General features: G+C 62.8%; 18 protein-coding genes. 6 read left to right on the plus strand and 12 right to left on the minus strand.

Translation table 11 applies throughout. The features are described from left to right. Positions 1-3 precede the first annotated feature (3 nt). From ACYQ0Z_RS12290 to ACYQ0Z_RS12305, 4 genes are all read right to left on the minus strand, one after another. Positions 4-621, minus strand: a complete 618-nt coding sequence (locus ACYQ0Z_RS12290; RefSeq protein WP_459868707.1) for a superoxide dismutase — start codon at positions 619-621, stop codon at positions 4-6. A 95-nt stretch (positions 622-716) separates the two neighbouring features. Beyond that, positions 717-1,442: an HAD family hydrolase gene (locus ACYQ0Z_RS12295; protein ID WP_459868710.1), complete on the minus strand. Its 726-nt coding sequence runs from the start codon at positions 1,440-1,442 to the stop codon at positions 717-719. Positions 1,443-1,516: 74 nt separating this feature from the next. Beyond that, the gene (locus ACYQ0Z_RS12300) at positions 1,517-2,950 is read right to left on the minus strand and encodes a nicotinate phosphoribosyltransferase (protein ID WP_459868713.1); all 1,434 of its coding nucleotides are present in this window, start codon (positions 2,948-2,950) and stop codon (positions 1,517-1,519) included. Between the two features lie 60 nt (positions 2,951-3,010). Then, positions 3,011-3,970: an MBL fold metallo-hydrolase gene (locus ACYQ0Z_RS12305; protein WP_459868716.1), complete on the minus strand. Its 960-nt coding sequence runs from the start codon at positions 3,968-3,970 to the stop codon at positions 3,011-3,013. 344 nt (positions 3,971-4,314) lie between these two features. On the opposite strand from ACYQ0Z_RS12305, the gene ACYQ0Z_RS12310 reads away from it, so the two are divergent. After that, positions 4,315-4,770, plus strand: coding sequence for a YfmQ family protein (locus ACYQ0Z_RS12310; protein ID WP_459868719.1), 456 nt, complete (start codon positions 4,315-4,317; stop codon positions 4,768-4,770). A 487-nt stretch (positions 4,771-5,257) separates the two neighbouring features. After that, positions 5,258-6,076 (plus strand): ABC transporter substrate-binding protein, encoded by an 819-nt coding sequence (locus ACYQ0Z_RS12315; protein WP_459868722.1) that lies wholly within the window; start codon positions 5,258-5,260, stop codon positions 6,074-6,076. Positions 6,077-6,143: 67 nt separating this feature from the next. Here ACYQ0Z_RS12315 and ACYQ0Z_RS12320 read toward each other — a convergent pair whose 3' ends face one another. After that, the gene (locus ACYQ0Z_RS12320) at positions 6,144-6,803 is read right to left on the minus strand and encodes a 3D domain-containing protein (RefSeq protein ID WP_459868725.1); all 660 of its coding nucleotides are present in this window, start codon (positions 6,801-6,803) and stop codon (positions 6,144-6,146) included. A 153-nt stretch (positions 6,804-6,956) separates the two neighbouring features. Continuing rightward, positions 6,957-7,226: a YuiB family protein gene (locus tag ACYQ0Z_RS12325; RefSeq protein ID WP_459868728.1), complete on the minus strand. Its 270-nt coding sequence runs from the start codon at positions 7,224-7,226 to the stop codon at positions 6,957-6,959. A 201-nt stretch (positions 7,227-7,427) separates the two neighbouring features. On the opposite strand from ACYQ0Z_RS12325, the gene ACYQ0Z_RS12330 reads away from it, so the two are divergent. Further along, complete coding sequence (locus tag ACYQ0Z_RS12330; RefSeq protein WP_459868731.1) at positions 7,428-8,192, plus strand: chlorite dismutase family protein; 765 nt, start codon at positions 7,428-7,430, stop codon at positions 8,190-8,192. A gap of 93 nt (positions 8,193-8,285) precedes the next feature. On the opposite strand, the gene ACYQ0Z_RS12335 is transcribed toward ACYQ0Z_RS12330, so the two are convergent. The 4 genes from ACYQ0Z_RS12335 to ACYQ0Z_RS12350 all read right to left on the minus strand — a co-directional run bounded on the left by ACYQ0Z_RS12335 (position 8,286) and on the right by ACYQ0Z_RS12350 (position 11,392). Beyond that, entirely contained in the window at positions 8,286-9,194 is a 909-nt protein-coding gene (locus ACYQ0Z_RS12335) for a DMT family transporter (RefSeq protein WP_459868951.1), read from the minus strand. 130 nt (positions 9,195-9,324) lie between these two features. Then, the gene (locus tag ACYQ0Z_RS12340; protein WP_459868734.1) at positions 9,325-9,501 is read right to left on the minus strand and encodes a YuiA family protein; all 177 of its coding nucleotides are present in this window, start codon (positions 9,499-9,501) and stop codon (positions 9,325-9,327) included. A 146-nt stretch (positions 9,502-9,647) separates the two neighbouring features. Then, positions 9,648-10,121: an NUDIX domain-containing protein gene (locus tag ACYQ0Z_RS12345; protein WP_459868737.1), complete on the minus strand. Its 474-nt coding sequence runs from the start codon at positions 10,119-10,121 to the stop codon at positions 9,648-9,650. A gap of 68 nt (positions 10,122-10,189) precedes the next feature. Next, the gene (locus tag ACYQ0Z_RS12350) at positions 10,190-11,392 is read right to left on the minus strand and encodes an NAD(P)/FAD-dependent oxidoreductase (protein WP_459868740.1); all 1,203 of its coding nucleotides are present in this window, start codon (positions 11,390-11,392) and stop codon (positions 10,190-10,192) included. Between the two features lie 278 nt (positions 11,393-11,670). On the opposite strand from ACYQ0Z_RS12350, the gene ACYQ0Z_RS12355 reads away from it, so the two are divergent. From ACYQ0Z_RS12355 to ACYQ0Z_RS12365, 3 genes are all read left to right on the plus strand, one after another. After that, on the plus strand, positions 11,671-12,675 hold the full coding sequence (locus ACYQ0Z_RS12355) for an NAD(P)/FAD-dependent oxidoreductase (protein ID WP_459868743.1): 1,005 nt from the start codon (positions 11,671-11,673) through the stop codon (positions 12,673-12,675). Positions 12,676-12,770: 95 nt separating this feature from the next. Next, on the plus strand, positions 12,771-12,974 hold the full coding sequence (locus tag ACYQ0Z_RS12360; RefSeq protein WP_459868746.1) for a hypothetical protein: 204 nt from the start codon (positions 12,771-12,773) through the stop codon (positions 12,972-12,974). A 21-nt stretch (positions 12,975-12,995) separates the two neighbouring features. Then, the gene (locus ACYQ0Z_RS12365) at positions 12,996-13,421 is read left to right on the plus strand and encodes a hypothetical protein (RefSeq protein ID WP_459868749.1); all 426 of its coding nucleotides are present in this window, start codon (positions 12,996-12,998) and stop codon (positions 13,419-13,421) included. 22 nt (positions 13,422-13,443) lie between these two features. Here the strand turns inward: ACYQ0Z_RS12365 and erpA are convergent, their stop codons facing one another. Both erpA and ACYQ0Z_RS12375 read right to left on the minus strand, forming a co-directional pair. After that, a complete protein-coding gene (gene erpA / locus ACYQ0Z_RS12370) occupies positions 13,444-13,797 on the minus strand; it encodes an iron-sulfur cluster insertion protein ErpA (protein ID WP_459868752.1) in 354 nt (117 codons plus the stop codon). 113 nt (positions 13,798-13,910) lie between these two features. Further along, positions 13,911-14,138, minus strand: coding sequence for a Spo0E family sporulation regulatory protein-aspartic acid phosphatase (locus tag ACYQ0Z_RS12375; RefSeq protein ID WP_459868755.1), 228 nt, complete (start codon positions 14,136-14,138; stop codon positions 13,911-13,913). Positions 14,139-14,318 lie beyond the last annotated feature (180 nt).

Raw genomic sequence — 14,318 nt, forward strand, 5'->3', positions numbered from 1 at the left:
TCGTTACTTCTTCGCCGCGAGGTAGCGCTTGTTCACCTCGTCCCAGTTGACGACGTTCCACCAAGCGGCGACGTAGTCCGGGCGCTTGTTTTGATATTTCAGGTAGTAGGCGTGCTCCCATACGTCAAGGCCGAGGATCGGCGTGTCGCCTTCCATGTACGGGCTGTCCTGGTTGGGCAGGCTGTAAACCGCCAGGGAGCCGTCCGGCTTCACGACCAGCCAGGCCCAGCCGCTGCCAAACCGCGTGAGGGCCGCCTTGGTGAATTCCTCCTTAAACTTCTCAAAGCTGCCGAAGGTGCGGTTGATCGCTTCGGCTAGTTCGCCCGTCGGCTGGCCGCCGCCGTTGGGGCTCATGATTTGCCAGAAGAGCGTATGGTTGGCATGACCGCCGCCATTGTTGCGCACCGCGGTGCGGATGCTTTCCGGCACCTCGTTAAGGTTGCGCAGCAGGTCTTCCACCGACTTCTCCTGCAGTTCCGGATGGCCTTCCAGCGCCGCGTTCAGGTTGTTGACATAGGTGGCATGGTGACGGGAATGATGGATTTCCATGGTCAGGGCGTCGATGTGCGGTTCCAGCGCGTTGTACGCATACGGGAGTGCGGGCAGTTCATGCTTGGGCATGGGAACCCCTCCTTCTGGTATGTACCCCTTGGCAAGAGAAGAGATTTTCTCCCACCGAATTCTATTATGCCCGAAACACTCTACTTTATCAATCTTTATGTTTCCGAACCGAAGAGCGCGGGACGCCATTCAACGGCAAAGCTCGGGAGCACGGCGTCGGGTCGGCAGGCAGCCAGGGCATCGACATCGTAGGGGCCGGTAGCCACGGCGACGGTGCGCACCCCGAGGCGTTTGCCCGCCTCGATATCGCGCGGCGTGTCACCGATTACGGTGATCCGCTCAGGAACAAAGGCCACGCCGTAGCGGGCTTCCGCCCGGCGGACGGCCGTCTCGATGACCCGCCAACGCTCCTGGGGCACGTCGCCGAACCCCCCCACCTCAAAAAAGCGGTCGAGCCCGAAGCGCCGCAGCTTGATCCACGCCCCCCGCTCGATGTTGCCCGTCCCGAGGACATTGTACGCGCGCGGGTCGGCATCCAGCTCGGCGAGAACCGCTTCGATGTTCGGCGTCGTCCGTGCCGTTGGGTCGGCGGCGAGCGCCTCCTCGAGCCGGGCGCAGTAGCGCGTCCAGTACTCCGGCAACCGCCGGCGGTCCAGCCCCAAACGGTCAAAGGCCGTGCCGACAATGACACTGTCGAGGCTTCCCGCCATGGGAATGCCCTCGAGGGCGTTGGCGATGCCGAACAGCTCGCGAAACACCTGTTCCATAACCGCGCGTCCCACGCCCGGCGCCTGTGTCAGCGTGCCGTCAATGTCCCAAATGAACAGGTACGGGCTGTCGGCCCCTTCCAGGCGCCCGTGCGCGATTTCTGTTGCGTCCATCTTCTTCCTCCTTTCCCGCTGGCGGTATCGCCTCCCGCCTCGACGCAGACGCGGACCGGACCCGGTTCCGGCTGTCAGCGCCCGCGGGCCTCCAGGAGCAGGCGGTTGCGGAGATTCCACAGCGCCTCCGACAGGTCAACCGGGTACTCGTGCGGGTTCACCAGGCGCCGCACCTCCGGCGAAAATCGGCTCCGCTCCTCGAGGCTGTACCGGCGAACCTCATCGAGGGACGGCAGGTCGTACACCCGCTGCCCGTTCACAATCATGGGGACGAGCAGCTCGCGCACCTCGTAGTTGCGCAGCGTTTTGCGGCGGTAGGGATGGATCGGATCGAAGATTTCAAACGGCTCGCCCGTCGGAATCGGCTCGTCATCCAACATGATAAGGTCGGCCATCGCCTCACCCGTGTCGCAATCGTAGAAGCGGACCACTTTCTTTTTGCCGGGAATGGTCACTTTGGCTGGATTTTCCGAGACCTTGATTCGCGGAATGAGGCGGCCGTATTCCTCTTCCGCCACCAGCTTGTACACGCCGGTAAGGGCGGGGTCGTCTTTGGCCGTAATGAGGTGCGTGCCGACGCCCCACGTGTCGATGGCCGCCCCCTGCACCTTCAGGTCACGGATGAGCAGCTCATCGAGGTCGCCCGAAGCAACGATACGCGTATTGGTGAATCCGGCAGCATCCAACATTCGCCGCGCCTCTTTGGACAGGTACGCCAGGTCGCCCGAGTCGAGGCGAATGCCGGCCAGGTCATAGCCACGCGCGCGGAGTTCCTGTCCGACGCGAATGGCGTTCGGCACCCCGCTTCGAAGCGTGTCGTACGTGTCGACGAGGAGCACGGCGTTGTCGGGAAACACCTCGGCAAAGGCCCGAAAGGCTTCCAGCTCGCTCGGGAAGCTCATCACGAAGGCGTGGGAATGGGTCCCGCGCACCGGGATGCCAAAGCGCTTGCCCGCGAGGAGGTTGCTCGTCGCGTCGGCACCCCCAATGTACGCCGCCCGTGCCCCGTAGAGGCCGGCATCCGGCCCTTGGGCGCGGCGCAGGCCGAACTCCAGCACAGCATCGCCAGCCGCCGCCTCCACCACCCGCGCCGCCTTCGTGGCGATCAGCGTCTGGTGGTTGACCACGTTGAGCAGGGCCGTCTCCAAGAGCTGCGCCTCAAACACACGCGTCTCCACGCGCAACAGCGGTTCGTAGGGGAAGACGACGGTTCCTTCGGGCATCGCCCAAATGTCCCCCGTGAAGCGTAACCGGCGCAACGCGTCCAGGAACGCTTCATCATACGGATAGACGCTCCTCAAGTACGCCAAGTCATCCTCCGTAAAGGCCAGTTCCAGCACCACTTCGATCGCCTGCTCAAGTCCGGCGCACACGGCGTATCCGTTCCCGAACGGCGCACGGCGGAAGTAGAGGTCAAAGACGACCCGCTTGTCAGCGATGCCGCTCTTCCAGTAGACATACATCATGTTCAACTGGTACAGGTCGGTCAGCATCGTCAGGTTGGCCATCGCGTTCCTCCTCACCTGTGACCCTGGTGCTCCGCCAGCAGAGGCGCATGGCACGCGGCGTCACGCCCGTGCCTGTTTGTCCAAGTACACCATCAAGCCCTTGGCATTCAGTTCCATATCCAGCTCCAGCATGCCATGCTCCTCGGCATCGCGCGGCACCCCCTGTGCGGCCAGCTCGTCGCGGAAGAAGTCCCAGAGCCGCGCTTTCAGCTCCTCCCAGCCGCCGCCGGTCTCGCGCACCGCCCGCGCAAGGTCGACGTAGGTCCACACCAGTGCCGCCGTCCGCGCAAACATGCGCTCCGGCCGCTCGCACATGCCGAAATGCGTCACGTACGCCCGGTCAACGCCCAGGGCGGCAAACCGCTTTTGCGTCGCCTCAAACGCCGCCGGGTCAAAGTGCGTGGGCGACGACGAAGGAATATACGGTTCCACGCCGTAGCCCAGGAAGGCCGGGTACCGCAGGCTCGACGCGTCGCCGCAGAACAGCCCGCGCTCCCTTTCGTCGTGGACGGCGTAGTGGTGATAGGCGTGGCCCGGGCTGTCGATGAACCGGAGCGTGCGCACGCCCCCCAGCTCCAACGTAAACCCGTCTTCGGCCACCAACACCCGTTCGGCGTCAATGGGGACAACGGGAGCAAACAGGCGGTCAAAGGCCTCGCCGTACACTTCCCGCGCACTGGCAATCAGTTTGCTCGGATCGACGAGATGTTTCGCTCCTCTGGGGTGCACGACGACCTTGGCCCGCGGGAGCGACTGCAAGAGGAGCCCCGCCCCGCCGGCGTGATCGAGGTGGATGTGCGTGACAAGTACGTATGCCACCCGCTCGCGCGGAATGCCCGTCTGCGCAAAAAAGGCCTCCCACACGCCCACCGAACTCGACGCCCCCGGGTCGACGATGGCGTATTCGCCGCCCGCCTCGAGCACGTAGCCGGCGCCGTACTGCCGTCTCCCCATGTAGTGGAGATCGAGTTGTAACACACCCCGCCCCAGATCCACCAGCTCAACGCCTGCCTTGGCCATACCCTCTCCTCCCTTGCGCTGCTTGGACCCCGGATGCACGGTCCCGTTTTCCTTCCATGGTACCACACTCCGCCCCATCCGTCCGCACCTTTCCGGACGCCCACGCCAACGGTCTGCAAAGCTCGGGCGCCGCACCGCCCCCCTATTCCCGTTGGGGCAACCCACGGCAACCTGCGGCGGGCCCAGTTGCCGAGGATTTGCGGATTTGTGACACGCTGTCACACGTTGATGATTTGTCACACGTTTCGTGTGAGAATGATTGTATAATGGGCGTTATAGGCATCACCATTTTTCTGTGATCGCGGTCACATCCACTCCCGTCGGTGAAGGAGGAGGTTGCTCGCATGTCCTATACGGTGGCCAACTGGGTGTGGCATCTCATTGGGTTCGTGCTCATCCTGCTGTTCTGTCTGCCGTCGGCGTACTATGCGCGCCTGGAACAGCGCTTCGCCACGCACCGCGCGATCGCCGTGAACGACATCGTCCGCGCCGGCTACCGGTTGGGAGACGGGGAGGTGCGCCCGCTTCCGGACGCCGACTTGGACCAAATCGTGGCGTGGTTCAATACGGCGGCCTTCATTCAAAAACAGCCCGCACCGCGGCACAATAACCCACCCGCGTCCATCGTCCTCGACCTTGCAAACGGGGAACAGGTGGAGATCCTCGCGTCGCAACCCGATCTGGACATTCGCCGCACAAGCGGCCGCAAGAAAGTGGTATACTGGGCCAAGCAGGACGAGCTGGCTGGTTACTTGCAAAAACTGTGCGCAGCAAGACCCCACCTCGCCGAACGCGAATAACCATCCGCCGGCGGTTCCAGACGGTGAAGCCGCAGCCGTTCGCCGACGCCGCCGAGCGCCTGCCGTCGTCGACGCTACAGGGAATGGGGCGTTTCGGCGGCGTCCCCCGATTTGCAACCGGCTGTTGGCGCCTGGTGCCAACACGGCGCGCCCGTGCCACCGCACAAAAAAAGCGGCCGTGTGCCGACCGCGCAGGAATGCAAGCAGGAAGGGTTTCCCGTTACCGCCCCGTCGCTTACGCGTCAAACAGGTGCTTCTCACGCCACAGATGGAAAAACAACAGCACCACGGCCACGATCAACACGAGTTCGAAAAACTCGAGGTCGCGAAACAGCCCCATGCCGTCCCCTCCTTTCCGTCTTCCCCGCTTCAGCCTATGCCCAGGAGGGCGAAACGGCACAGGGGCATGCGCCCAATTTGGGAGCTGCTATGTCGTAATTTGCGTTCAATTGCGAATCAATCGACCCCACGCAAAGGAGTGATGGCCGTGCGCCTCATTTCCCTCTGCCCCAGCAACACGGAAATCCTGTTCGCTCTCGGCCTCGGGGACTGCCTGGTTGGCGTCGACAACAGTTCCGATTGGCCGCCCCAGCGCCTCGACCACCTACCGCGCCTCGGCCCCGATCTGGCCATCGACATCGACCGGGTATGCGCCCTCAAGCCCGACCTGGTCATTGCCTCGCTCAGCGTTCCGGGCATGGAGCGCGTCGTCGAGGGGTTGCGCCGGGCCGGCCTGCCCCACATCGTCCTCAATCCGCAGGACCTGGCCGATATTTCCCGCGACATCCGCCTCGTCGGGGAGGCCACCGGTCGCACGCGGGAAGCCAAAGCCGTCGCCCGGCGGTTCGAGGAAACGCTCGCGTGGTACCGGCAGCGGGCCGCGACCGCTTCCCGGCGCTGGCGGCTGTACTGGGAATGGTGGCCAAAACCGGTTTACACGCCGGGGCGCCGCAACTGGCTTACCAACGTAAGCGAACTCGTCGGCGGCGAAAACGTCTTTGCCGATTTCGACACGGATAACGTGCAAACCGACTGGGACACGGTGGCCGCGCGCGACCCCGACGCGGTGTGTGTGGTATGGTGCGGCGTCGACGAGCGGCGAATTCATCCCGAACACATCACCGGACGGCCGGGGTGGGCACGCCTGGCCGCCGTGCAGCACGGCCGCGTGTACATCCTCCCCGAAGGCAAGTTTTGCCGCCCTTCTCCGCGCCTCCTCGAGGGCTTGTACGAACTGGCCAAACGGCTGCGCACCGAATGGCTGGCCGACGGCGACCCGCCGCTCACCGCCTGGCCGGCATCCTGACGAGCGGCACCGCCCCCGGCCGTGCGGCCGAGGGGCCGTCCGCCACCGGAGAGCGCGCCAGCCCCTCCTAGTTGACGGCCAATTCCTTGAGAACCGCCGCCACCGGCCGGCTGTTCAGCGCGTCGAGCATCGCCTCGGTCACCGTCCCGTCGCCCTGGCGCAGCACGTAGACATCCACCTCGCGCTTGCCCCACTGGCGGTAGACATCTTCGAGGGTCTCGAAGTACAGGTCCAGCTTGTGTCCCTTGATCGCCGAGCCCGTGTCGGCCACGACGCCGTAGCCATACCCCGGAATGTACAGGATGGTACCCAGGGGAAAGACGCTCGGGTCGGCCGCCACCGTGGAGAAGGTGTCCCGCCGGACGCGCACGCCCGAGTAGGTGATGCCGTACGCCGGGTGATCGGGCGTCTTGCCCGTCGATTCAACACCGGCGTAGTAGCCCGTCGCCACCACTCGCACGCGGGGATAGCGGGCGAAAACGGCGTCGTTCGGCTCCGCCGCCGGCATCCGGCGGGCCGCCGGCGCGATTTCCGCCTCCCCGCTCGTTTGCCCGCGGGCCGAGACCCGCGCGTGCGCCTCGGCCGGCGCCGCCTCTTCCCGTGCCCCGAACGGCGAGGCCTTGGGCAGCAAGCCGGCATCGTGAAAGCCGTACACGGCGAAGGCCCCAAGCAACAACCATGTCATCCATTTTCCGGCGGTTTGGGCTTCTTTCGGCATGGAAACCATTACCGGACCCCCTCTCCTCTCTAGTCTGGCCGGAGAGGGAAAAGATATACGGGCACCATAAAAACAAGGCGAGACGCCGCGTCACCGGCGTCTCGCCTCTTCACCGCGTGTCGATTCAAACCGGATTGCCATCCCTTCCCTTCGGACCGTCGGCTAAAACATGCGGTAGCCCTTGCGGCGGAGTGTACGGATGGCCCATCCACCGGTCACCGCCCCGAGCAGCCCGAAGAACAGGATGACCATATCCACCAGCGTCAGCTTGCCCACATACAGGTATACGCCACCGACGAGGGCCAGATACGCCACCACGGGAAACCACGTGGTCTTGATTAGCATGTTGAGGATGAAGGACAGACCAAAAAAGAGGACGAAAAAGAGCGGGATGGACACGATGAACTGGCCGATGTTGATGGTACCCGGCACCGCATTGCACCTCCCTAGCGGGTGGTCAGGCCATACTTCTTCCTTAGTGTACCGGCCTGCCTCCCGCCGGTCAACGACCGGCAACTCTGACAGCTTCGTGACACAACAGGCACCAAATTGCCCCCCGCCGTGACATTCGTTACAATGGGGATAGCTGTGCAATGAAAGGGAACGACGTCAACGCAAGGAGGAGGACAAGCCATGCGACCACCCATGGCAGGGCGCCCGATGGGCCATCCCGGCACCGGAGAAAAGCCGGCTGCAGGCAGCCATCCCAAACTGCCGACGCAGTTTGTCAACTTCTCGTTCTTCAAAGTCGACCCCGCGTGGCGCCGCCTGAGCGACGACGAGCGGCAGCGAGGCAAGGAAGAATTCGCGGCAGTGGTGGAGGAATACGCCAGCCGGGACGACACGATGATCCTCAGCTACTCCCTCGTCGGCCTGCGCGCCGATGCGGAGTTCATGCTGTGGCGCATTTCGAAAGACCTGCGCGTTTTCCAAGAGATGACGAGCAAGCTGATGAACACCGGCCTTGGCAAGTACCTCACCATCTCTTATTCTTTCTTGTCCATCACCAAGCGCAGCATCTACGTGGACAAGATGGACCCGTCCAATCCCAATCCCCGCGTGTACATCGTGCCCGGCCGCGGGAAATACCTCTTCGTCTATCCCTTTGTGAAAACACGCGACTGGTACCAGCTCTCCTTCCCCACCCGGCAGGGAATGATGGACGAGCACATCCAGATTGGCAGCAAATACCCTTCGGTGAAGTTGAACACGACGTACTCCTTCGGCATCGACGACCAGGAGTTTGTCGTCGCCTTCGAGTCCGACGAGCCGCGCGACTTCGTCAACCTCGTTCAGGAACTGCGCGAAACGGAAGCCAGCCGCTACACGCTCCGCGACACACCGATGTTCACGTGCATCTACTACGACAACATCATGGATGTGCTCAACACGCTGTAGCTGTAAGCGCTCGCCGCTGTACGGATCTTCCGGGAAACGCAAACGCGTCCGGCATCACGGCCGGACGCGTTTTCCTTCTCCAGCCCGCTTCGGTTACGACCGCCGCACCGCGCCGGCCGGTTGCGCGTCGCGCGTGGCCATCACGACGCCGGTAGCGATGAGCAGGCCCCCGACGACAAAGCCGACCCCGAGCGGCTCGCCGAGCAACCACCACCCCAGAAGGGCGCCGACGACAGGCTGGGCAAAGAAGAACAGCGCGCCCGTGCCGGCGTCGATGAGCCGAAAGCCGTAATTCCACAGGAAAAAGGCCACCGCCGTCGACACCACGGAGATGTACGCCACCCCGAGCCACGCCGTCAGCGGCCATTCGGCCAAGGGCCGCGGCGCCGGCTCTAACAGGGCAAAGGGCAGATTCAGGGCGGCCCCCGTCACACAGGCCCAAAAGGTCGTGGCCAGCGCGCCGTGGCGCTCAGAAAACCGCTTGCCCATCACCGTGTACAGGCCCCATGTCATGCCGGCCACGAGGAGCAACAGCTTGCCCCACAGGGCCCGGCCTCCTCCCCCGCCTGTCCACAGCGCCTCGGGCCCGATGACTACAAACACGCCGGCGGTGGCCAGCACGACGCTGGCCGCCTTGACCCGCGTGATCCGCTCCCGGAGCAGCAGGGCCGCAAACAACACGATAAAGGCCGGCGATGTGGACGTGATCAGTGCGCCGTTGGCGGCCCCGGCCCACTTGGTGCCAAGAAACTGCGTCCCCAAACTGACCACAAAGCCGACGAAGCCCAGGGCGACGGCCGTCGGCCAGTCGCGGGCCTTGAGGCGCAACCGCCCTTGCCGCGCCAGGATAAGGCCCAGAATCAGTGCCGTTGCCGCCAATCGCAGCACCAGCAAACCGAAGGGCTGGATGTACTCGCGGGCTAAGACCCAGTTGCTGAAGGCGTACATACCGCCCCAAATGGCCGCCGCCGCTGTGATGCACAGGGCGCCGCGGAGTTTCAGCTACGCTCCCCCCCTTCGCGTTTCTCCCCCCTCTACTCTACGGAAACGGCGCGAAAAAAACAAACACGCCCGGCTCTCCGGCCGGACGTCTGAGGCCAAATCAGGCTCGCCACGTTCCCCGAACCGCCCCTCACGAGCAGCAACGGCCAAAGTTGACCCGCTCCACAGCCGCCGCGTCGCGCTCCTCCTCCTCTTCTTCCGTCTGGCCCGTCCCGCCGCACATGTAGCAACGTTCGGTTCCGCCGAGGAGCAGTTGCACATACCCGTTCCCTTCACAATACACGCACGTCCTCGTGGTCACGCGCATGAATCGCATCTCCTTTCCGTCTGTTTCGGATTTACTGAATACTATACAGCGGGGAAACGGGCCTGGAAAGGCAAAATCGCCGGTAAATTTACGCCTCTGGCCCCAAGTAAGCGGATACATCCCCTGCGGACGGTGGCAGGCGCTATTTATCTGAAAATTTTGTACCGATCGTAGCCGTAATCGGCGCGCGGCTTCAGGGCACTTCCGGTCAGCACCGGGCGCGCGTCGAGGTTGGGCAGGAAGGTGCGCAGAAACTCCGTTGCCAGTGGGTGGGCCACAAGTTCCGCCATGGACAAGAAACGGGCCTCCTCGATCTCGCTTTCCTGGGGGTGCGGGGTTCCGCCCACGTAATCGAGGAGGAAGAAGACCAGGTTGTCGCTCACCCCGTTGCGGAGCACACCGGTACGCACACCGAGGACGCCGCGCACGACGGCGTCCACCGCCGTTTCCTCCTTCACCTCCCGCACCACGGCCTCGTCAAGGGTCTCGCCCGGCATGACGAACCCTGCCGGGAACGAATACAGGCCCTTCATCCCCCCGTACCGCTTCTTGACCACCAACACATCATTGCCGCGCCGCACGAGGCCCGCCACGGCAAGCCAGACACCGGTTGTGCGCATCGTTCCGTCCCCCTCCGTTACTGCAAATGGAAAAACCGCCCCCGTGACGGGGTGCGGTTTGTCCAACGTCAGACGTGCAACAGCTTGTGGCGTCCCTTGCGAAGAACCAGCGACAGTCCACCAATCAGGTACAGGTAGCGCAGGTCGATCAGCTTCTTCATCCACGCGGCCGCCGTGCCGGTCAGCTTGCGCCCCCCGACAATGCCGATCGCCTCGCCGCGCCCCAAGGAGGCCACGGTACCGCGGATGTTCGGCTTGAAGGGCTCGAGGGAGCCCCCGCGGATCAGCGCCACGAGGTTGCGAGCGCAATTCTCCCCTTCCTGGATGGCGATCTGGGCCGTCGGCGGGTACGGGCGCCCCTGCTCGTTGAAAATGAGCGAACAGTCGCCCACCACAAACACGTTTTCATGTCCCGGCGCGCGGAGGTACTCGTCCACCTTCACCCGGCCGCGCATCGTCTCGAAGCCCGCCTTTTCGACGAGGGAGTTGCCGCGCACGCCGCCCGTCCACACGACGGTTCCGGCCTTGATTTCTTCCCCCGTGCCCAGAACGACCCCTTCCGGCGTGCACTCCTTGATCGGCGTGTTGATGCGGAAGGTGACGCCTTTCTTCTGCAGGACATTCATGGCGTACTCCACGAGCTCCGGATCGAAGCCGGGAAGGGCAGTGGGCGCCGCTTCGATGTTGATGATCTTCACTTTCGCCGGATCGACATCAAACTCCTTGCACAGCTCCGGAACGCGGTCGGCGAGCTCGCCGACGAACTCGATGCCGGTGAAGCCGGCACCGCCGACCACGATGGTCAGCAGCTCTTCCCGCTCCGGCTCGTTCTTGTATCGCGCGAAATTGTACTCGATGTGTTCGCGGATCAGACGCACCGCGTTCAGGCTACGGATGCTAAACGCGTATTCCTTCAGGCCCTGGATGCCAAAGGTCTCCGGCTCGCTGCCCAGGCCGATCACGAGGTAGTCATAGTCAAACGTTCCGCCCGTCGTCTCCACTTTCCGCTCCTGCGGCTTGATTTCCGTGACGACGGCCTTGACGAAGCGGATCTTGCGCTCGTCCAGCAGTTCATCGAGGTACACCCGGGCATTGTCCGGATCACCGGTTCCGGCAGCCGGTTCGTGCAGCTGGGTGGTGAGGTAGTGGTACTCGTGCTTGTTGATAAGCGTCACGTCGGCTTCGCCGTAGGAAAGCGCCTTTTGGAGCTTCAGGGCCGTCATCAGTCCGCCGTAGCCGGCACCGAGAATGAGGATCTTGGGCGTGCTCATCGTTCTCACATCCATCCTTCTTCATTGGGATTTCACCGTAAGGCGCTACCCGGGAAGGTGTGGGCGTTTTTGTGAAAGTGAATGTTTTCACAATAACGCCCCGAAACAAAGTTGCGAAACGCTTTCTCGCCTGCCCGATTGTCACGAAAACTTCAAGAATCAGCATACCGATTTGATCGACAAATTGCAAGAGAAACGTCGAATCTTCATCGTTTTCATTCCCCGCAAAGCACGGTATAATGACTTTGAATGGCCATCTTTTGGAGGTGGAAAACCCGATGAGCCAAACACTGCGGCAAGATGACCAGTTGTACGACATTACGATCATCGGCGGCGGGCCGACGGGGCTCTTTGCGGCGTTCTACGCCGGGATGCGGCAATGCACTGTCAAAATTCTCGAAAGCATGCCACAACTCGGCGGCCAATTGTCGGCGTTATACCCGGACAAGTACATCTACGACGTGGCCGGCTTCCCGAAAATCAAGGCCCAAGACCTGGTCAACAACCTGATCGAGCAGGCGATGAAGTTCCAGCCGACGGTTTGTCTGGAAGAGAAGGTCCTAGACGTCCGGAAGCTGGACGACGGGTCCTTCGTCTTGACCACGGAAAAGGGCGTGCACCGCTCCAAAGCCGTCATCATCACCGCCGGGGCCGGCGCCTTCGAGCCGCGCCGTCTCGAGCTTCCAGAAGCCGAAAAATACGAGAAGAGCAACCTCCACTACTTCGTCACCGATCTCCAATCCTTCGCCGGCAAACGCGTGCTTGTCTGCGGCGGCGGTGACTCGGCCGTCGACTGGGCGCTCATGCTTGAGCCCATCGCCGAACAGGTCACCCTCATCCATCGCCGCGACAAGTTCCGCGCCCATGAGCACAGCGTCGAACAGCTCATGGCCTCGCGCGTGACGGTCAAGACGCCCTACGAAATCCGCGCCCTCCACGGCGATGAGCGCATTGAACAGGTAGTCATCTTCCACAACAAGACGCAAGCCGAAGAGGTTCTCAACGTCGATGCCGTCATTGTCAGCTACGGCTTCGTCTCCTCCCTCGGTCCCATTCAAAATTGGGGCCTCCAGATCGAGAAGGGCGGCATCGTCGTCAACTCGCGCATGGAAACCAGCATTCCGGGCATCTACGCCGCCGGCGACATCGCCACCTACCCCGGGAAGGTGAAACTGATCGCGGTCGGCTTTGGGGAAGCGCCTACAGCAGTAAACAACGCCAAGGCGTACATCGATCCCGACGCACGCCTGCAGCCGGTCCACAGCACGAGCATGAAGTTCTAACCCCATGCTCCCGTCCCCTCTGCGGGAACGGGGGCTTTTTCTTGCCGCATGATGCGCCGCTTACGGGTACACTACCCGTAGCGGAGGTGATGGCCGTGTTCAAAAATCGCACGGGTACGGCCAATTGGCTCTATACGCTTGTTCTCATCGCCCTGGCGGGGTTTGTGTCGGCCGCCATCTGGATGGGGACGCGCGGCCGCGCCGAGGACGTGATGGCCCTGCCCATGGCCCTGGCCGCCTTCTTCCTCATCGGCAGCTACGCATTGTACACCGCGTTCCTCAGCAACCGCAACAACTGAAAGGTCGGGGACGAGGACAGCATGACCGCGGAATTCGATCGCTACTGCCCCGTGTGCAACGGCCTGGAACCGTTCGCCAGTCCCTGTCCCCATTGCGGCCACGCCATGGAAGACCGTGGGCGTCTCTGGGATTGGATCGGTCCCTACAGCCCGTATATGCCGATCGCCGAGCTGGCGGAACTATACGCCGACGCGGACCGGTTTGGTGCCGTGACCTGCCATCACGTCGCCACTTGCCCCTCCTGCGGGACGGTTCAGCACGTGGGCATTGCCGAACTCCCCTTCTCTGCGCTGTCGGGGGAAACCGCCGCACCGCCCGCCCAACCTCTCGCCCACGCGGAAGGCTCCCGTGCTGTGGTCCACCCCGCCCCACCATCGGGCGTTTCGGTCACGCCGCAGCCCACGGAAAACCCGTCAGCAAAACAAAAAGAACTCCCGTTGCCCTAACCCAACGGGAGTTCACGCGCGTTCAGCACTCGCTCGGCTGACCGGCGTCATCCGCCGTGCGGAACGACGACCCGCATCCGCAGGTCGCTACCGCATTCGGATTGTCAATTGTAAAGCCACCGCCCATCAGCGTCTCTTTGTAGTCGATGGTCACGCCACGCAGGTATGGCTCACTGAAGCGGTCCACCAGAATCTTAATCCCGTGCTGCTCGAACACCGTATCGTCGTCCCGCTTCTCGTCGTCAAACCCCATGCCGTACGTAAACCCGCTGCAACCCCCTGGCTTCACCCCGATGCGCAGATACAGGTTCGGGTTCTCCTCTTGCGCCATCAATTCCTTGATTTTGTGGCCGGCTTGCTCTGTGAGGGTAATCACGCCCGTTCCCTCCTTTCGCCATCAGGCGCTTCGCCTTGCGTTTTTGCTTTTAGTATACCGCATTCAACAGCGCCGCAACATGCACAAGACGAAGAAGAAGACGCGTGATTCCCCTACGCGTAGCACGCCAGCGTTTCGCGAACCCGGAACTGCCGCGCCTGCCACGTGCGCCGGACTTCCTCTGCTTGGTGCAGGCGCGCCCACTGATTCAACAGCTGGTCAATCCGCTGGCTGAGCGCGAGCACACCAGGGTGGTCGAATCCGTGGCGCATCGCCAAGGTCACCATCTCGGAACGCAACGCCTCAATCTGTGCCAGCAGTTCCCGGTGAATCGCCCTCACCCCTATTTGCAGAGTTTTTACTTCCACCTTACGCACGAGCAATCCGGGCCATGTTGCGAGGATTTCGACAGGGACTGAGCCCCAAGGTTCCTTCCGGCACGTCAACAGGGGCCGTCACCGTTCCGTTGTCAAACCACAAAGAATTTTGTAACACATTGTATATCCGATTGTCAATGGGTC

It is taken from the genome of Calditerricola yamamurae (assembly GCF_054654135.1).